The 17,020-nt window shown below is 58.8% G+C and carries 16 protein-coding genes; 11 read left to right on the top strand and 5 right to left on the bottom strand.

Going from position 1 to position 17,020, the window contains the following annotated elements; genetic code table 11:
- Window positions 1–85: 85 nt before the first annotated feature.
- From HKD21_RS12190 to pyk, 4 genes are all read left to right on the top strand, one after another.
- Window positions 86–856 carry a HesA/MoeB/ThiF family protein gene (locus tag HKD21_RS12190; RefSeq protein ID WP_194255925.1) on the top strand — a complete coding sequence of 257 codons (771 nt, stop codon included), beginning with the start codon at window positions 86–88 and terminating at the stop codon, window positions 854–856.
- Window positions 853–1,230: a DsrE family protein gene (locus HKD21_RS12185; protein ID WP_194255924.1), complete on the top strand. Its 378-nt coding sequence runs from the start codon at window positions 853–855 to the stop codon at window positions 1,228–1,230. Before HKD21_RS12190 ends, HKD21_RS12185 begins: the two co-directional genes overlap by 4 nt.
- A gap of 85 nt (window positions 1,231–1,315) precedes the next feature.
- Window positions 1,316–2,233, top strand: coding sequence for an SH3 domain-containing protein (locus tag HKD21_RS12180; RefSeq protein ID WP_194255923.1), 918 nt, complete (start codon window positions 1,316–1,318; stop codon window positions 2,231–2,233).
- Between the two features lie 25 nt (window positions 2,234–2,258).
- On the top strand, window positions 2,259–3,689 hold the full coding sequence (pyk, locus tag HKD21_RS12175) for a pyruvate kinase (RefSeq protein ID WP_194255922.1): 1,431 nt from the start codon (window positions 2,259–2,261) through the stop codon (window positions 3,687–3,689).
- A gap of 59 nt (window positions 3,690–3,748) precedes the next feature.
- On the opposite strand, the gene HKD21_RS12170 is transcribed toward pyk, so the two are convergent.
- Both HKD21_RS12170 and HKD21_RS12165 read right to left on the bottom strand, forming a co-directional pair.
- Window positions 3,749–4,630: a prephenate dehydrogenase/arogenate dehydrogenase family protein gene (locus HKD21_RS12170; RefSeq protein WP_194255921.1), complete on the bottom strand. Its 882-nt coding sequence runs from the start codon at window positions 4,628–4,630 to the stop codon at window positions 3,749–3,751.
- Window positions 4,627–5,778, bottom strand: a complete 1,152-nt coding sequence (locus tag HKD21_RS12165) for an HpnL family protein (protein ID WP_194255920.1) — start codon at window positions 5,776–5,778, stop codon at window positions 4,627–4,629. Before HKD21_RS12165 ends, HKD21_RS12170 begins: the two co-directional genes overlap by 4 nt.
- A gap of 134 nt (window positions 5,779–5,912) precedes the next feature.
- On the opposite strand from HKD21_RS12165, the gene hpnA reads away from it, so the two are divergent.
- The 3 genes from hpnA to hpnC are packed head-to-tail and all read left to right on the top strand — an operon-like array spanning window position 5,913 to window position 8,910.
- Window positions 5,913–6,908 (top strand): hopanoid-associated sugar epimerase, encoded by a 996-nt coding sequence (gene hpnA, locus HKD21_RS12160; protein WP_194255919.1) that lies wholly within the window; start codon window positions 5,913–5,915, stop codon window positions 6,906–6,908.
- Window positions 6,908–8,050, top strand: coding sequence for a glycosyltransferase (locus HKD21_RS12155; RefSeq protein ID WP_194255918.1), 1,143 nt, complete (start codon window positions 6,908–6,910; stop codon window positions 8,048–8,050). Before hpnA ends, HKD21_RS12155 begins: the two co-directional genes overlap by 1 nt.
- Complete coding sequence (hpnC, locus tag HKD21_RS12150) at window positions 8,047–8,910, top strand: squalene synthase HpnC (protein WP_194255917.1); 864 nt, start codon at window positions 8,047–8,049, stop codon at window positions 8,908–8,910. The genes HKD21_RS12155 and hpnC overlap by 4 nt, the downstream gene beginning before the upstream one ends.
- 29 nt (window positions 8,911–8,939) lie before the next feature.
- Here hpnC and HKD21_RS12145 read toward each other — a convergent pair whose 3' ends face one another.
- Both HKD21_RS12145 and HKD21_RS12140 read right to left on the bottom strand, forming a co-directional pair.
- Window positions 8,940–10,109 (bottom strand): pyridoxal phosphate-dependent aminotransferase, encoded by a 1,170-nt coding sequence (locus HKD21_RS12145; RefSeq protein WP_194255916.1) that lies wholly within the window; start codon window positions 10,107–10,109, stop codon window positions 8,940–8,942.
- Between the two features lie 80 nt (window positions 10,110–10,189).
- Complete coding sequence (locus HKD21_RS12140) at window positions 10,190–10,663, bottom strand: cupin domain-containing protein (protein WP_194255915.1); 474 nt, start codon at window positions 10,661–10,663, stop codon at window positions 10,190–10,192.
- 136 nt (window positions 10,664–10,799) lie between these two features.
- On the opposite strand from HKD21_RS12140, the gene hpnD reads away from it, so the two are divergent.
- The 4 genes from hpnD to HKD21_RS12120 all read left to right on the top strand — a co-directional run bounded on the left by hpnD (window position 10,800) and on the right by HKD21_RS12120 (window position 15,674).
- Complete coding sequence (hpnD, locus tag HKD21_RS12135; RefSeq protein WP_194255914.1) at window positions 10,800–11,675, top strand: presqualene diphosphate synthase HpnD; 876 nt, start codon at window positions 10,800–10,802, stop codon at window positions 11,673–11,675.
- 3 nt (window positions 11,676–11,678) lie between these two features.
- Window positions 11,679–12,974 carry a hydroxysqualene dehydroxylase HpnE gene (hpnE, locus tag HKD21_RS12130; RefSeq protein WP_194255913.1) on the top strand — a complete coding sequence of 432 codons (1,296 nt, stop codon included), beginning with the start codon at window positions 11,679–11,681 and terminating at the stop codon, window positions 12,972–12,974.
- Between the two features lie 73 nt (window positions 12,975–13,047).
- Window positions 13,048–15,042: a squalene--hopene cyclase gene (shc, locus tag HKD21_RS12125; RefSeq protein WP_194255912.1), complete on the top strand. Its 1,995-nt coding sequence runs from the start codon at window positions 13,048–13,050 to the stop codon at window positions 15,040–15,042.
- Complete coding sequence (locus tag HKD21_RS12120; protein ID WP_194255911.1) at window positions 15,042–15,674, top strand: phosphorylase family protein; 633 nt, start codon at window positions 15,042–15,044, stop codon at window positions 15,672–15,674. The genes shc and HKD21_RS12120 overlap by 1 nt, the downstream gene beginning before the upstream one ends.
- On the opposite strand, the gene HKD21_RS12115 is transcribed toward HKD21_RS12120, so the two are convergent.
- The gene (locus HKD21_RS12115) at window positions 15,642–17,003 is read right to left on the bottom strand and encodes a sodium:solute symporter family transporter (RefSeq protein ID WP_194255910.1); all 1,362 of its coding nucleotides are present in this window, start codon (window positions 17,001–17,003) and stop codon (window positions 15,642–15,644) included. The two genes, HKD21_RS12120 and HKD21_RS12115, sit on opposite strands and share 33 nt — an antisense overlap.
- Window positions 17,004–17,020 lie beyond the last annotated feature (17 nt).

Below are 17,020 nucleotides of genomic sequence, written 5' to 3'. Positions count from 1 at the left end.
GTCCCGATGGCGTAATCCCCACGGTGACGGACGATAATTACGCTAACGTCTTTCAAGAGCGAAAGTCAGCAATTATCATCATACAATGGACATGATTTTTTCTGACCAAGAACTGGAACGGTATTCCCGCCACATTCTGCTGCCGCAGGTAGGCGCAACCGGGCAGGCGCAACTTCGACAGGCTGCCGTGCTCGTGATCGGAGCAGGTGGTCTCGGTGCGCCGCTACTTCAGCAGCTGGCGGCTTCAGGTGTTGGGCATATCGGGATCATGGATCATGACCGACTGGAACTCAGCAACCTCCAGCGGCAGGTTTTATATGGTACGGACGATATCGGGCTGTTCAAGGTCGAAGCGGCTGCCCGACGTCTGAAGGCGCTCAATCCGCTGATCAAAATCAGTCCCTACGCGGTTCGCGCGACAGAGACGACGCTGGACGATCTTGTTCCGCACTATGATCTCGTCTGTGACGGGACCGATAATTTTCCGACCCGGCTTGCCGTTTCCGATGCCTGCGTTAGGCACGGGCGCTCTCTGGTTTCCGGGGCTGTACAGGGGTTTTCGGGCCAACTCGCCGTTTTCCGTCCGCAGAAGGGCGGTCCCTGTTATCGGTGTCTGTTCCCCGAAGCCGAACAGACAGAGGCGCCTGACTGTGGAATGTTCGGTGTGCTGGGTGCCGCTACAGGCGTTATGGGAAGCCTGATGGCTGTCGAGGTCATGCGTGAGATCATCGGTCTGGAAGGGCGCAACGAAACGCGGGTAAGCATGTGGGATGCGCTATCAGGCACGATGAGCGGTTTTACACTCAGACGTGATCCCCGTTGTCAGGCGCATCATGAGGAGGCAGTCAGACCATGAGCCGTCATATGTTTTTGACGCTGGCGGATGACTCCTGGCAGCGCGCCCATTACGCAATGGTTGTCGCGGCAGGGGCGCTTTCGCTTGGGCGTGACGTTACGATCTTTGCCGGTGGACGCAGCGTTCTGGCTTTGACGCCGGATTGGCAGAAGCTTCAGGGTGCCGTGATGGATAGTGAGCTTGAGGCTCAGGGCATCGCAGGATTTGACGAGCTTCGGGACGCGGTTCTGGGCTTTGGCGCAACCGTCATGGCCTGCGAAACCGGTCTGACGATGACAGGACTGGTTTCGGAAGACCTTCTGGAGGGAGTGGCTGTGAAAGGAATTGTCAGCTTTCTCGAACTGGCGGGAGACAATCCGGTCCTTGCATTGTAAGTTTTGCTTAAAGATATGGGTTCAGGATGTCTTTACCCGATTTGATGACTTGCCCAAACCGTCGGCCCTTGGCAGGGATGCGCTCATGAGAATGTCAGTCTTCCTTCCGCGTTTCGCCTCAGGCTCGTCCGCTTTTCTGCGTGCACTTCTGGCCGGTACGGTCCTGTTCGCTGCTCCCGGCGCACAGGCGGCCCATCATCACAAGAAGCATGCAGAGGCTTCCGCGAAGCCTGCGGACAAACACGCGTCTGCGAAAAAACACCACAAGACCGACGCGACAAAGTCGGAACCGCGACACAAGGCGCCCCATCACGCCGCCCTGAAGCATACGGCTCCCGTGGTTGCCGGGGCAGCCATTGCGGGGGCGGCGGCTTCAGCTGGGGCTACCCCGGGTCAGCCGGAGGCGCCAGCAGTTCCTCCCGCACCCGAGAACACGGACAAGGGCAGCAATACCGGTCTGCCCCTACCACGTTACGCCGCATTGCGGGCTGACAAGGTCTATATGCGCCGCGGCCCCGGAGACCGTTATCCGATCGACTGGGTCTATCATCGACGCGGACTTCCGGTGCAGATCGAACGTGAATTCGATGTCTGGCGTCTCGTGGAAGACTCCGACGGCCAGAAGGGCTGGGTGCATCAGGCAACGCTGTATGGAAGCCGGACATTCGTTATTCCGGGCCTACCTCCCGAAGGTGTGAAAGCCCAGACAGGAGAGGCGAGCGCGCAGGAAGGCGACCATATCGGCAAGGCCGATGCCCGGATCCTTGCCCGTGTCGCCACGCAGGACGAGGCGAGGGCACATAAAAATGATGTGCTTCTCATGAGCCATCCGGAAGAAGATAGCACCGTGGTCGCGGTTCTGGAGCAGGGAACGGTGGGTAACATCAAGCTGTGCCCGCAGAACTCCCAATGGTGCCATGTTAGCGTGAAGGGCTACGACGGCTGGCTGCCACGCCGTCTTTTCTGGGGCCTGCTCCCGGGCGAGACGATTCAACCAAACTGATTTTTTCCGATCGAGGACGCCGTATATGACATCGAGTTCCCATCACCGCCGCACGCGGATCGTCGCTACACTGGGGCCGGCTTCATCCTCCCCCGAGATGATCCTTTCTCTGGCGCAGGCCGGTGTGAATGTCTTCCGGCTCAATTTCTCCCACGGCGCACATGAAGACCATGGCGAGCGTCATGCTGCCATCCGGGCCGCAGAAGAGAAGGTCGGCCATCCACTGGCGATCCTTGCGGATCTTCAGGGGCCCAAACTGCGCGTAGGTGTGTTTGAAAACGGCCCGGTGGTTCTGGAGGAAGGCAAACCATTCCGTCTCGATCTGGACCGCACGCCGGGCACGATCTCACGAGTTTGCCTTCCGCATCCGGAAATTATCTCCGCTGCAAAACCGGGAAGCCACCTCCTGCTGGACGACGGCAAGCTCAAGCTGCGTGTCGTGACGGTTGGAGAAGGCTTTCTGGAAACGGTCGTGGTAATCGGCGGCAAGCTGTCCGAACGCAAGGGCGTCAACGTCCCCGATGTAACGCTCCCCATCCCGGCATTGACCGAAAAAGACCGTCGTGACTTCGACTTCGCTTTGTCGCTTGGTGTCGATTTCGTGGCCCTTTCCTTTGTTCAGCGCCCGGAAGATGTTCAGGAAGCCCGCGATATTGCAGATGGCCGCGCAGCGATCGTCACCAAGCTCGAAAAGCCTCAGGCGATGGAAAATCTGGAGGCGATCGTTCGTCTTTCCGATGCGATCATGGTGGCGCGTGGTGATCTGGGTGTCGAACTTCCTCCGGAGGAAGTTCCGGTTGCACAGAAGCGTGCGATTGCCGAAGCGCGCAAACAGTGCCGCCCGGTGATCGTGGCAACACAGATGCTCGAAAGCATGATCGAGAGCCCGACCCCGACACGGGCCGAGGTCTCTGACGTGTCCAATGCCGTCTATGACGGTGCAGACGCGGTCATGCTGTCTGCGGAAAGTGCTGCTGGAAAGTACCCGCTTGAAGCCGTATCGATGATGGTGCGCATCGCCGAGCGCGTTGAACAGGATCACGAATGGCGTATCCGCATGGATCGTCTGCGTCCAGTACCAGACGAGACGGTTCAATGCGCGATCGTTCAGGCAGCCTGGCAGGTCAGCCGTACGCTTCATGCCGGTGTGATTGCGTCCCACACACGCGGTGGCGGCGGCGCAATGCGGATGGCGCGTGAGCGGCCGCATTGTCCGATCATTGCCCTCACACCTGAACTGGACGTCGCACGTCGTCTCTGCATCGTGTGGGGAACATTCCCGCATGTCGTGGATCGCGAACAGACGGCTCATGGCATTGAGGATCTGGCCGGTCCTGCTGCCGAACTCGCGCGCAGCATGAACTTCTGCAGGGCGGGAGACCGGGTGCTGGTGTTGGCTGGACTGCCTTATGGCCATTCCGGCAGCACGAATACACTGCGTGTTGTCACGGCCTGAAAAAACAACCTGGCTGCCGGGGCATAACCCGGCAGCAGGTTCATACATCGCAAAAAATCTTAGGCCTGACGGTTTTCAATCAGGGTTCGGCGGATTGCGCGTCCACGTTCGATCTTTCTGGTTATGGTCGCTTCGTCGCCATCACGGATCGCATCTGCCATAGCCTGCGTATCGGCGATAAACCTGTCGAGAGTGCCAAGCAACGCCTCACGATTGGCGAGGAAAATATCCCGCCACATAACCGGATCTGACGCCGCGATCCGCGTAAAATCACGAAATCCCGATGCAGCATAATCCAGCACAGCCGCGCGAATTTCGTCCGACAGATTATCGGCTGTATCACAGATCGTGAAGGCCAGCAGGTGCGGCAGATGACTCACCATGGCACAGATCTGGTCATGTTGCTCGTCAGACAGGATTTTCGTTCGGGCACCACACAGGTTCCAAAGCGTCTCAATTTTGGCGATAGATTCCAGATCAGCCCCATCGGGTGGCACAAGGAGCGCCCATCGGTCTTCAAACAAGGTTGAAAAACCGGCGTCAGGTCCGGAATGCTCTGTTCCCGCCATAGGATGACCGGGAATATAGGACACACCTGCGGGCAGGATCGCGTGAATCGTTGGCCCGAGCTGCCCCCGTACCGAAGCCACATCCGTGAGAATACTACCGGGCTTCATATGTGGCAGTATCTGTCGTGCGACGTTTTCTACTGCCCCCACCGGGACGCAGACCATGACACACTCTGCCTGCGCAATAACAGTCGGGTCAGATGTCGTGACATCCGCAATCCCCAGTTCACGAACCCGTTCAAGAACACGAGGATTCGAATCCGCTGCGATCAGCATACCGGCAATTGAGTTTGTTTCTTTGGCTCTCCGAAGAACGGAAGACCCAATCAGCCCCGGCCCTACAATACAGAGAGACCTGAAAAGCGGTGTCATAAGACGCGTGGCGCCACGACGAAGGACGTGTCTTCGGATGTCTTTCCATCCCGAGACGCCCCCTCATTCTTGATATTGCCCGCAAGGGCCGTCACAGCTGGTGTAATGACTTTCTTGCGACGGGACGCTGGTGTGGAGCGCTCATAACGAAGGCGCCGCATCTCAACGACCTGCCAGATGAGAAGCACAGGAATACCAATCAGAATATCCCGTCCACGCCGCAGAAGCGAAAGACTGAGGGAGACCTCCGCATCAACGCCGAAAACCATGCCCAGTGCGACATAGGCCGCTTCCTGAACTCCCAACGCACCTGGAACGAGAAAGCCTGCCGACATAATGCCGCAGACTACGCCTTCAATGGCAACAGACGAGAAAAACCCGACATGCGCGCCAAGAAGCTGGAGCCCCAGCCACGTCATGGCAGCACTGCCCATCCAACATATCAGATGGCAAAACGCGCCCAGAGAAATACGGTCCGGGCGGCTCCAGAGGCCCTCCAGGCGGGACTGAAAAGCTTCGGTATTTCCGATCAGCGAGTCACGCCATTCCGCAGCGATATGGCGCCCTAAAAATGTCGCCACCTTGCGAACCGTCGCGCCACCGCGCTGCTGGGTCCAGATGAAACCGGCGATTCCGAGGCTGAGCAACGCCATTCCGCCAATGAGCGGCCAGACAAATCTGGCGGCGTCGTGATGGCCGATAAGGCAGAGCAGGGCGATCAGCACAAAAGCAATCTGCCCCAGAACTTCTGTCGTGATATCTACCAGATTGGCTGCGACAGCTTCAGGCCAGTGCAGTTCTTCACCCTGTTCGGTCTTGGGGTCCACACCTGCCATTGTCGCGCGCACGCCAATGACCATTCCGCCAAGCTGGGAGAAGGGGAGGCAGGCTCCCGCGCTGTCCCGAACGAGGCGCGCGCCCATCAGGCGTTTAACGCTAAGCATGGGAACCGCAGCGTGCCAGGCAATCCCCAGGCCGACATCGACTACAAGCTGGCAGGCTGCAAGGAGCAGGAAGCCCCCAAGCCCGACCTTGGCGAGCGCTTCCATGACAGGATGGATACCGGCTCTGGCCGCAATGAAGGTGAACAAGGCCACCCCGAGAAGGGAAAGGAGAACAGGGAGAGTTTTTTTCAACGTCTTCGTCACATGCCGTTTGCACACGATCTATCGCAGGTATCGTTAATATTCCACCCTCGCAGACGCTTTCCCCGAAAAGCCGGGAGGATTATGCTGTCATAAATTGCAACCATCTGCTGATGACCCAAGGAGACACTGCCACCATGAACGATGTCACACTCGTGACGGGGGCTACCGGGTTTGTCGGCTCTGCCGTCGCCCGCGTCCTTGAAGAACGCGGACACCGCCTGAGACTTTTCGTCCGCCCGACATCCGACCGTTCAAATATTGCTGAGCTTGACGCGGAGATCGTTGTCGGAGATCTCGCCGATCCGGACACGCTCGCCCCGGCCCTGAAAAACGTCAAAACCCTTTTTCACGTCGCTGCCGATTACCGACTCTGGGTTCCGGATCCGGAAACCATGATGAAGGCCAATGTGGAGGGCACACGCAACCTGATGCTGGCCGCTCTGGAAGCAGGGGTGGAAAAAATCATCTACTGCTCCTCGGTTGCAGCACTCGGCCTGTGCAAAAACGGTGAATCAGCTGACGAGAACACTCCGGTGACGGAAAGTCAGGTCATCGGCATCTACAAGCTCTCGAAATATCGTGCGGAACAGGAAGTTCTGCGGCTTATCCGCGAAAAAAACCTGCCCGCGATCATCGTTAATCCTTCGACCCCCGTTGGCCCCCGGGATATCAAGCCAACACCGACAGGGCAGATGGTTCTCGACTGTGCCAGCGGGAACATGCCGGCCTATGTCGAGACCGGCCTGAACATTGTACATGTGGATGACGTCGCTGAAGGACATGCTCTGGCTCTGGAGCGAGGCAAGATCGGCGAGAAATACATCCTTGGCGGCGAGAACATCATGCTGGGGGATCTTTTCCGCATGGTGAGCCAGATTGCCGGGGTGAAGCCGCCGGGGATCAAGCTCAAGCAATCCTGGCTCTACCCCGTAGCACTCGTGTCCGAATGGCTGGCACGCGGGTTCGGCATTGAACCGCGGGTTACGCGTGAAACACTGGCCATGTCCAAGAAGCTGATGTTCTTCTCGTCCGACAAGGCCAGGAAAGAACTCGGATACACCCCACGCCCGGCCCGCGATGCCGTGACAGACGCGATCGTCTGGTTCCGTCAGCATGGACGGATGAAATAATGCTGTTCGGAACCGCACTGACCAGTCTGGGAGCCTGGATCTATCTTTCGCTGTTTCACGGGAATTTCTGGCAGAAAGGCCCCATTCTGGACCCGAAGCCCGCTCCGGCTTCGGCACCGGACGTTGCGATCGTCATTCCCGCACGTGACGAAGCCGAGTCCATCGGAGCTTGTCTGACGTCTTTGCTGGAGCAGGACTATGACGGCAAGCTGTCCGTTATCCTGATCGACGACGAGAGTACGGACGGAACAGGCGATATTGCCCGCGCCCTGCCTGATCCGCATGAACGCCTGACGGTCATCACGGGCGCCAAACGTCCAGCGGGATGGAGCGGCAAGCTCTGGGCCGTCCATCAGGGAGAACAGGAAGCGCTGACGCGGATCGGCCCCTATGGATACGTCCTCCTGACCGATGCCGACATCATGCACGCGCCAGAGCATCTGGCCTCTCTGGTCGCCAAGGCACGAGAAGACGATCTGGATCTTGTCTCGGAAATGGTGGCGCTGAACTGCGAAAGTAATGCGGAGCGCTTTCTGGTCCCGGCGTTCGTCTATTTCTTTGCCATGCTCTACCCGTTTTCGCGGATCGCCAGCAAACGCTCTCGCATTGCCGGGGCTGCGGGAGGAACTATTCTCCTGCGCCGTCGGGCCTTAAAGCGGATCGGCGGAATCAAGGCACTGCGCGGTGCCCTGATCGACGACTGCACTCTGGCCGCTCATGTCAAACGGTCCGGCGGGCGGCTCTATCTAGGGCACAGTGCGCTGGCATGGTCGATCAGGCCATATCGCGGCATGAAGGATGTCTGGCACATGATTGCCCGCACGGCCTATGTGCAACTTCGGCACTCGCCGCTCCTTCTGTTTGCGACAATTTTGGGAATGGCCATGATCTGGCTGCTCCCAGTTGGACTGACACTGTTTGGCAAGGGAAGGGAACGGCGGATCGGGCTTCTGACCTATCTCGTGTCGTGTCTGACATTCGTACCCACACTGCGCCGCTTTGGCCTGCCGTTATGGCGTGCCATTCCCCTTCCACTTGTTGCGGCTTTCTACATGGCAGCAACCATCGGCTCGGCCATCGACCATCATCGTGGCGTTGGCGTACAGTGGAAAAATCGTTCCTACACGGATGAAACATCGTGACAGACAGCATCTGGGGGACGAAAGACGTCACCTCCGCCAAAGGTAAATCCGACGAGAATTTTCCCGTTGGTTCATTTCTGATAGCCCCACGTCTGCGGCCTTACGTTCACACCTATTATAATTTCGCGCGTGTCGCGGACGACATGGTGGACACAACCGAACTGACGCCTGCTGAAAAAATTGCGCGCCTTAAGGGCATGTCAGCCGTTATCCGGGGTGAAATCACAGCTCCTCAGCGCGCCGACGCACAGACGGCGGTCAAACTTCGCGACGTCCTGCTCCAGACGGGCGTCCCGCTGGAAACGGCAACGGATCTTCTCGAAGCCTTCTGTATGGATGCCGAAAAGAACCGCTACGAAAGCTGGGACGAACTGCTGCATTACTGCAAATATTCCGCCAATCCTGTAGGGCGTTTTCTGCTTTTGCTGCATGGTGAGGCCGAAGAAACGCTCGCGCCATCAGATGCGCTCTGTTCCGCACTTCAGGTCATCAATCACCTGCAGGACGTTGCGGGCGATCTGAAGGATCTGGACCGGTGCTATGTCCCGCTGCCGTGGCTGGAAGAAGAAGGCGTCTGTCTGGATGACCTGCGTCTGGTCCGCAGCAAGCCGGGCGTCCGTCGCGTGTTCAACCGGATGCTGGACGGGGTGGATGTCCTTAACAGAAACGCCAGGATCTTACCGCTTCTCGTCCGTGACCGTCGGATGCGGCTGGAGGCTGGTGTCATTGTGGAATTGTGCCACATCCTGACCGCACGCCTGCGTCGTCAGGACCCGCTACTGGAACGTGTCGTCCTGACGAAAGCAGACGGAGCAAAAGCTTTGTTCCGGGCGCTGCGCTATTTCCCTGCCGTCGGCTGAACCGCAACGGCAGGGGGATCTGGACCAGATCAGGTGTAAATCTGGTCCAGCGCGGTACAGAAAGTCTTCATTTCATCCATGGAGCCGACCGTAATCCGCGAAGCATTGGGCCAGATGGGCCATGAGCGCCCGATCAGGACGTGCTGCTTCAGGAAGGCATCCTGAATGGGCTTTGCCGGCTTCTTCCAGTCAATGATGAACATGTTCGCATCAGACGGAATGAAATGGATGCCGCGCTTGCGCAGATGCTGGAACGTCATGTCGCGGGCCGCAATCATCTCCGCCTTGCGGGCTGCGATAGCGGACTTCATGGTGAGGCTCATCGTGCCACAGGCCATGGCCGGAACCGGAAGCATCGAGGTGGCGCTTCTGCCGTCATAACGCATCATGCTCTCATGCAGGTCAGGTCTGGCGAATGTCAGACCAAGACGCATTCCCGCCATGGCAAACATCTTCGAGAACGTCCTGAGAACGACAACGTCCTTGTTCTTTGCAACCAGCTCCACTGCGCTCGGCGCATTGGAGAAATGGATGTAAGCCTCATCCACCAGCACAACCGAACCTTTGGGCTTGTTCTCGACCAACCACGCGATATCGCGCAGCGGCGTCAGCGTGCCCGTCGGATTGTTGGGGGAACAGATATAATAGACGCCCGCGTTGGGGTCAGCAGCCAGCATGGCCCGAACATCCGTCTTGTATCCGTTCTTCGCCGTCAGGGGGACGCGAGCCAGAGGAATTTTCAGCCATTCCGCAGCAACCCACCCGGCTTCATAACTGGGATCAGCCGTCACAAGCCCACGGGTAGGCGAGCAGAACGTGACGATGGCGCGCGCGAGGGGGTCGGACGAGCCACACCACGTCATGACATGGGTCTGGGGAATCCCTTCGACATCGGAAGCCGCCTTGATGAGATCATCGCGCATGTGACCGGTCGGATCGTAGCGGTTGCTTTGAAAAACCGAAGATGCGCCGGCCTGTGCAGCTTCCGGGAAGGGACCCGTCCAGCATTCATTGCTGCCAAGACGGGTCACACCTTCAAAATTGACCCCGGACGGAAGAATGTCCGCGCGGGCGGAGCCTGTCAGGGCTTTTACGGTCGCACCTGCGGCCAGAAGCGTGGCAATGCGCCCGAAGCTGCGCCGGGAATATCCCCGGGCAAGAAGGTCGCTGCGGGCGGCGGAAGAGAGAGGACTGGTCATTGTGGGCCATACTCCAGACTAGGGCCGGAACATATTAGTTCCGAAACGTTTTTCCTGTCAAAGCATGCCCGAAGATATTTTCAGTATTCTTTTTGCTGGCCGGGAAGGGGAACGGATGTCGGCTTTCCGGGAGAGCCGGCATAGGTCAGCAAAAGAACAGTCTGTCCGTCGCCCGTTACGCCACGATGGACATCATTGACCGACTCCGCAAAAGCTTCACCCTGATGAAACGTCCGCTTTTTGCCGCTCTGCCGATCCTCGATCGTGAGCGTTCCTTCCAGCACATAACCCGCATTCGGATATGGATGAACATGCCACGGAAGGGCAGAATGCGCAGGAATGGTCAGCTTAATCATGCTGAGCATCGGTCGCGTCGTCGGATAATGATCGTAGAGCGTGCCATTCCAAGAGTGATCATCCGCAAGGAGATGCTCGGCATGCCCGCTGGCCGTCGGAGCCGGGGCGGTCTGGGCAAGGGCGATCTGGGCAGAAGCGAGAGGGGCGACCAGCACTGCGGCAAGAAAGTTGGGTTTTTTCAAAGAGAGAAGGCGCATGACGGAAGACTCCTTTTCAGGTGTTGCCTTTTGGCATCATATTAACACAGGGCCGTCCTTTCGGTTCAGGTCGTCTTTGTCTCACAGGGATTTGGGGCTAGAACCCTGATCTTCTGAAACGAGACAGGGGACAGACATGGTTTTCAGCAGGATGCGCGCTTCTTCAGGTCTTCCCTGCGCGCAGGCCGATCTGGATCATGTCGAAAGGATCGTTACCGCTTCGGGAACGTCCTTTGCCCGTGGAATGCGTATCCTTCCGGCGGACCGCCGTCAGGCGATGTTCGCAGTCTATGCTTTCTGCCGCCAGGTGGACGACATTGCCGATGGCGATGCAGGCGTTGCAGACCCGATGGCTGCCCTTGAAGACTGGCATCGTCGCGTCGATGGCCTCTATGAAGGGATCGCGACGGATGCCCTCGACCGGGTTCTGATCGTGGCCATCCATCGTTACCAGCTTCAGTCTCAGGACTTCCACGACGTCATTGACGGCATGGCCATGGATTGTGGAGCACCGATCGTCGCACCGGACGAGGCGACGCTGGATCTGTACTGCGATCGTGTGGCGTCAGCTGTCGGGCGCCTGTCGGTCTGCGTATTCGGAGATTCGTCCGACAATGCCCGGCGGGTTGCCTATCATCTGGGGCGCGCACTTCAGCTGACCAATATTCTGCGCGATATCGCCGAAGATGCGGGCCGCGACCGGCTTTATCTTCCATCTGAGCTCCTGACCCGCTTTGACGTTCCGAAAAACCCACAGGAAGCGCTTTACGCTCACGGTCTGGATCAGGTGGGGCGCATCCTCGCCCAGCGTGCACGGGACCATTTCCGGGAAGCGCGGAAGGCCATGCAAATGTGTGACAGCACCGCGATGCGCCCGGCACGCATGATGGCCGCATCTTACGCGCCCATCCTGTCAGCCTTGCAAAAGCGTGGCTGGAAAACGCCCGATATCGCCCCGAAAGTCTCCAAACCTTTGAGACAGCTTCGTACTCTCGCAGCGTATGTGAAGTAACCCATGAGCCACGTCCACATCATCGGTGGTGGTCTGGCAGGCCTCTCCGCCGCAATCGAACTGGCGGCACAGGCCCGCGTCACCGTTTACGAGTCAGGCCCGGCCTGCGGCGGTCGGGCACGTTCCTTTCACGACCGCTCTCTCGACGCCCGGATCGATAACGGTAACCACCTGATCCTGTCCTCGAACGATCTGACCTTCCGCTATCTGGACATTATCGGCGCGCGTCACACCCTGACCGGACCGGGATTACCGATCTTCCCCTATTACGATCTGGAAGACAGCCTCGCCTGGACGCTGCGCCTGTCGAAGGGAAAGCTCCCTTTCTGGGCTCTTCCGGGCGGACGGCGCGTTCCGGGCATGAAGTTATCCGAGCTGGCTTCTCTCGGACGTTTCCTGCGCGCAGGGGACAGAACGACCGTGGAGAGCTGCCTCAGCTCCGGCCAGTTGAGCCGTAGGCTGCTGATCCCGTTCGCCATCTCGGTTCTCAATACAGACATCCATACAGGGAGCGCCAAACTCCTTGGCAACGTGATCCGCAAGTCTCTTGCCAAGGGAGGCATGGCCTGCTGTCCGTGGTTTCCGGCCGTCGGTCTGTCCGAAACCCTGATCGACCCAGCAATAGCCTATCTCAAACGCTTTCATGGCGACGTGCGCACAGGCGTCCGCGTGAGCGCCATCGAACAGCAGAACGGTCGCGCCACGGCACTGGAAACCGGGGAAGGGCGGATTGAACTCAGCCCTGAAGATCAGGTCATTCTGGCCGTTCCTGGACCGGTGGCGCAGTCCCTGCTGCCGGGACTGACAGCGCCTGACGCCTTTGAAAGCATTGCCAACGCGCATTTCCGTCTTCCTGAGAAAGTTCAGGCCCGGGGCGTCGTGGCGCAGGCCGGTTTCGTAGGACTGGTCGGGGGTATTTCGGAATGGATTTTCCTGAAAGGGGATATCCTCTCGGTGACAGTCAGCGCGGCCAACCGATACGCAGATCGCAGCAACAGCGAACTTCTGGCCACGATCTGGTCAGAAATTCGACGCGCGCTCGATCCCGTTCTGTCGCAGCCACTGCCGGTCGCCATCCCACCGTCGCGTCTGGTTTGGGAGAAACGGGCGACGTTTGCTGCAACGCCGGAACAGAACCTCCTGCGTCCGGGAGCCAGAACCGATCTTGTCAATCTGACACTGGCCGGAGACTGGACGGAGACCGGACTGCCCTCCACAATCGAAGGCTCCATCCAGTCCGGACTTCAGGCCGTCTCCGCGCTGGGCTTCCGCTCCGCCGTAGAGAACACAGGATCGTGATGAGCGATCATTCTGTCATGATTGTAACACAGCTCCCGCCTTTGAGGACTGCCTGCGTCGGAAGAGCCGAACAATGCTGATCTATTCTGATATTCTGGAAAAGGAGGGTCGCGTGAGCGAAACCTTGTCCCGTCAATCGGTCGAACCCGATGAGATCAACCATGCCATCGAAGGCGCACAGGACGCGCTGGGCGGGAAACAGAAATCAGACGGTCACTGGGTTTACGAACTCGAAGCCGACGCGACCATCCCAGCAGAATATGTCCTGCTCGAACACTATCTCGACCGGATCGATCCGGAAAAACAGGCCAAGATCGGCGTCTATCTGCGTCGGATTCAGGGCGATCATGGGGGGTGGCCGCTTTATCATGATGGCGGCTTTGATCTGTCGGCGAGCGTAAAGGCTTACTTCGCCCTCAAGGCGATCGGGGATGACATCAATGCGCCCCACATGCGCATTGCGCGCGAGGCCATTCTCGATCATGGCGGAGCCGCACGCACCAACGTGTTCACGCGGATCCAGCTTGCCCTGTTCGGGGAGGTCCCCTGGAATGCAACGCCCGTGATGCCCGTTGAGCTGATGCTCCTGCCACGCAAGGCGTTCTTCTCGGTCTGGAACATGTCCTACTGGTCCCGGGCCGTGATCGCACCGCTTCTGGTCCTCAATGCACTCCGCCCCAAAGCCATCAATCCGCATGGCATCCACGTGCAGGAACTGTTCGTCAAGCCGCCCTCCGAAGTCACGGACTGGATCCGCGGCCCGTACCGCTCGGTCTGGGGGCGCTTTTTCAAGCATCTTGATTCCGCCCTTCGCCCCGTCCTACCGCTCATTCCACGGAGCGTGCACAAAAAAGCCCTGAAAGCCGCCAGCGATTTCATCGAGCCCCGTCTGAGCCGGGGAGGGCTGGGTGCCATTTATCCCGCGATGGCGAATGTCGTGATGATGTATCGTGCGCAGGGCGTCCCCGATAGCGACCCACGCGCCCAGACCGCATGGGAAGCCGTGCAGGACCTGCTGGTGGATCATGGCGATGAAATTTATTGCCAGCCCTGCGTCTCGCCCGTCTGGGATACCGGCCTGTCCGGCCTTGCGATGATCGAAGCTGCTTCCGGCCCCGCTGGCACCAAGCATGAAGAAACACTTGCAGCCCTGAAGAAGAGTGCCGAATGGCTTCGGGAGCGCCAGATCCTGAACGTCAAGGGCGACTGGGCCATCAACACACCTGACCTGCGCCCTGGTGGCTGGGCGTTCCAGTACGAGAACGACTACTACCCGGACGTCGATGATACCGCCGTCGTCGGCATGCTGCTGCATCGTGTTGATCCCGAAGGCAGCCGTGAGGCGATCGCGCGTGCTCGGGAATGGATCATCGGCATGCAGAGTACCAATGGCGGCTGGGGTGCCTTCGATATCGACAACGACCTCGAACTGCTCAACCACATCCCGTTCTCGGATCACGGCGCGCTTCTGGACCCGCCGACGGCCGACGTCTCGGCCCGCTGCATTTCCTTTCTGGCCCAACTCGGCGATCCGGACGACCGGCCGATTATTCTCAAGGCGCTGGACTATCTGCGCTCCGAGCAGGAGCCGGAAGGCTGCTGGTTCGGCCGTTGGGGCACGAACTACATCTATGGGACCTGGTCTGTCCTGTGCGCGCTGAACATCGCTGGTGTGCCGCATGACGATCCGATGGTTCTGCGCGCTGTAAACTGGCTCGAAAGCGTCCAGCGTCCTGACGGCGGCTGGGGTGAAGACTGTGCGACCTATGAAGGCGGCACGGCGGGCGAATACAACAAGAGTCTGCCCTCTCAGACGGCCTGGGCTGTTCTGGCCCTCATGGCCGTCGGGCGCCGCGAGAGCGACGCCGTCAAGCGCGGCGTTGCGTATCTGGTCACTCAACAGAACGACAAGGGGGAGTGGCAGGAAGACGCCTATAATGCCGTTGGTTTCCCGAAAGTCTTTTACCTGCGCTACCACGGCTATAAGCAGTTCTTCCCGCTGACCGCACTGGCCCGCTATCGCAACCTTGGCGCAAGCAACAGTGGCAAGGTGGAGTATGGGTTCTGATGCTGGGTATTCTCGCAGGTCTGAAACAGGAAGCCCGTCTGATCCGGCGCTTTCTGCCGGATTCTCCTTTGGCCCTGAGCAATGCCACACCTGAAGGTGCACGGCAGGGCGTGGAGCGTCTGCTTCACGCGGGAGCGACGGAACTCCTGTCTTTCGGCTGTGCGGGAAGTCTTTCGCCGGAAGCGCCTCCCGGCACTGTCATCGTGGCCGATCACGTGCATCATGAGAACCGGAATATTCCCTGCGATCCCGCTCTGAGCCAAATGTTCGGCTTTGCATTCGCGCGCCGGGGCGGCATTCTACATAGCGATGCACTGGTTGAATTTGCCTCTGAAAAATCACGGTATTTTTCTGAAACTCACTGTCTTGCAGTAGATATGGAAAGCGGCATTGTGGCGCAGAGCGGCATTCCGTTTGCTGTTCTCCGGGTCGTCTGTGACGATGCCACACAGGATCTTCCTCCTGCGGTGAAGACCAGCGTGAAGAACGGCGCGATTTATATTCCCGGACTCATCGGCTCGCTTGTCCGGCACCCGTTGCAGATCGGCGGTTTGATCCGCCTCGGCAAAGAAGCTGCCCTCGCGCAGCGTGCGATGGCATCATTTCTTCAGGCCAATCCGCCGCAAACCTGAAAAGACCTTCGCTCCAGCGAACGTGGCCGTAACTCCCGCAGGAACGAGCCAGGGAAAAGCAATGGCATGTCCTTCGATCCTGACGAAGGACATAAGAGCCAGCGCGCCAACAGCCGAGATAAAGCCGGAAATTGCCGCCTTCTCATTCCGCGAACGGCCGATCATCGCCAGCAGGAATACCCCAAGCGTCGCACCATAGCTGTAGGATGCGATGGAAAGGCCAAAAACGACAGCAGATCCATTGGGCCGTGAAAACAGCAGCGCGGTCAACACAAGAAGGCCGGCCCAGATAACCGTCAGACCCCGCAGGGAAAATTTCGCGCGCGACAGGAAATCGGCCTTGGTCGCCGCCGCCATGGCATTCATCGTGCTCGACAGAGATCCCATGGTCGCCGCCAGAATGCCCGCAACCAGCAAACCGCTCAGAACGGGAGGCAGCGTCAGGATAAACTGCGGAAACAGAGCGTCCGGCCTCGCACCCTGACCCGGCATGAGATCACGCAACGCAACCCCAATACATGACAGCAGAGCGAACAGCAGCCCCACGATAAAGACACTGCCGATCATTGCAGCCCGAGCACCGTTGAGTGTCTTGGCGGCAAGGCAACGTTGAAGCATCAACTGGTCTGTTCCATGCGACGCCAGAGCCAGAATGGCTCCTCCGATCACAGCGCCAGCCATTGAGAACGGATCTGTAAAAGGCGGCATCCCATGGCTGAAGACAGGGGCCCAGTGGAAGGGGGGCACGCCTGCTCGAGACCAGATCACGGCCAGACAGGCAACACTTCCGCCCAGATAAAGCCCCAGTTGCAGGCTGTCAGACCAGACAACTGCCCTCAATCCACCTGCAACGGTATAAGCCAGCGTCAACAGAACGATCAGCACCAGCAACAACAAGTCAGGGACGACATAGCCCATACTGGCAAAGAGCATCGATACGGGGATCATCCCGGCATAGAGCCGAACCCCCTCGGCAATGAGGCGGGTTATAAGGAATGTTCCGGAAAGAAGCTTCTGCAGTTTCGTGCCAAATCTCTGGCCGATATAGCGGTAAATCGACGTCGCACCTCGTTCGTGCAAAGGCAGGAACCAGAGTGCAACAGCAATACGCCCAACGAGATAGCCGGCAGCCAAGCCAACGAAAACATACCCTTTAAGATAGGCAACTCCCGGCACGCTCACGATTGTCAGAGTGGATGTTTCGGTCGCGACGAGGGAAAGACAGATCGCCCAGGGAGGAAGATCTTTGCGCGGCTGGCGGGCCAGCATGATCGAAATGACAGGCAGCAGGCAGAGATACAGAAGAATAACGAGCAGGCTTGCAGTCATAGAAAATTATTGCTTTT

The sequence above is a fragment of the Gluconobacter cerevisiae genome (genome assembly GCF_015244675.1).
In the GTDB taxonomy this organism is placed as follows: domain Bacteria; phylum Pseudomonadota; class Alphaproteobacteria; order Acetobacterales; family Acetobacteraceae; genus Gluconobacter; species Gluconobacter cerevisiae.
This window is presented reverse-complemented; position numbering and strand designations above follow the sequence as displayed.

What these genes read in the sequence shown, in the direction of transcription:
- HKD21_RS12120 (WP_194255911.1), top strand. Translation starts at nt 15,042, where the DNA reads ATGCTGGGTATTCTCGCAGGTCTGAAACAGGAAGCCCGTCTGATCCGG.
- HKD21_RS12140 (WP_194255915.1), bottom strand. Translation starts at nt 10,663, where the DNA reads ATGCGCCTTCTCTCTTTGAAAAAACCCAACTTTCTTGCCGCAGTGCTG.
- HKD21_RS12170 (WP_194255921.1), bottom strand. Translation starts at nt 4,630, where the DNA reads ATGACACCGCTTTTCAGGTCTCTCTGTATTGTAGGGCCGGGGCTGATT.
- HKD21_RS12185 (WP_194255924.1), top strand. Translation starts at nt 853, where the DNA reads ATGAGCCGTCATATGTTTTTGACGCTGGCGGATGACTCCTGGCAGCGC.
- hpnE (WP_194255913.1), top strand. Translation starts at nt 11,679, where the DNA reads ATGAGCCACGTCCACATCATCGGTGGTGGTCTGGCAGGCCTCTCCGCC.
- HKD21_RS12180 (WP_194255923.1), top strand. Translation starts at nt 1,316, where the DNA reads ATGAGAATGTCAGTCTTCCTTCCGCGTTTCGCCTCAGGCTCGTCCGCT.
- HKD21_RS12115 (WP_194255910.1), bottom strand. Translation starts at nt 17,003, where the DNA reads ATGACTGCAAGCCTGCTCGTTATTCTTCTGTATCTCTGCCTGCTGCCT.
- shc (WP_194255912.1), top strand. Translation starts at nt 13,048, where the DNA reads ATGCTGATCTATTCTGATATTCTGGAAAAGGAGGGTCGCGTGAGCGAA.
- HKD21_RS12155 (WP_194255918.1), top strand. Translation starts at nt 6,908, where the DNA reads ATGCTGTTCGGAACCGCACTGACCAGTCTGGGAGCCTGGATCTATCTT.
- hpnD (WP_194255914.1), top strand. Translation starts at nt 10,800, where the DNA reads ATGGTTTTCAGCAGGATGCGCGCTTCTTCAGGTCTTCCCTGCGCGCAG.
- HKD21_RS12145 (WP_194255916.1), bottom strand. Translation starts at nt 10,109, where the DNA reads ATGACCAGTCCTCTCTCTTCCGCCGCCCGCAGCGACCTTCTTGCCCGG.
- HKD21_RS12190 (WP_194255925.1), top strand. Translation starts at nt 86, where the DNA reads ATGGACATGATTTTTTCTGACCAAGAACTGGAACGGTATTCCCGCCAC.
- pyk (WP_194255922.1), top strand. Translation starts at nt 2,259, where the DNA reads ATGACATCGAGTTCCCATCACCGCCGCACGCGGATCGTCGCTACACTG.
- hpnA (WP_194255919.1), top strand. Translation starts at nt 5,913, where the DNA reads ATGAACGATGTCACACTCGTGACGGGGGCTACCGGGTTTGTCGGCTCT.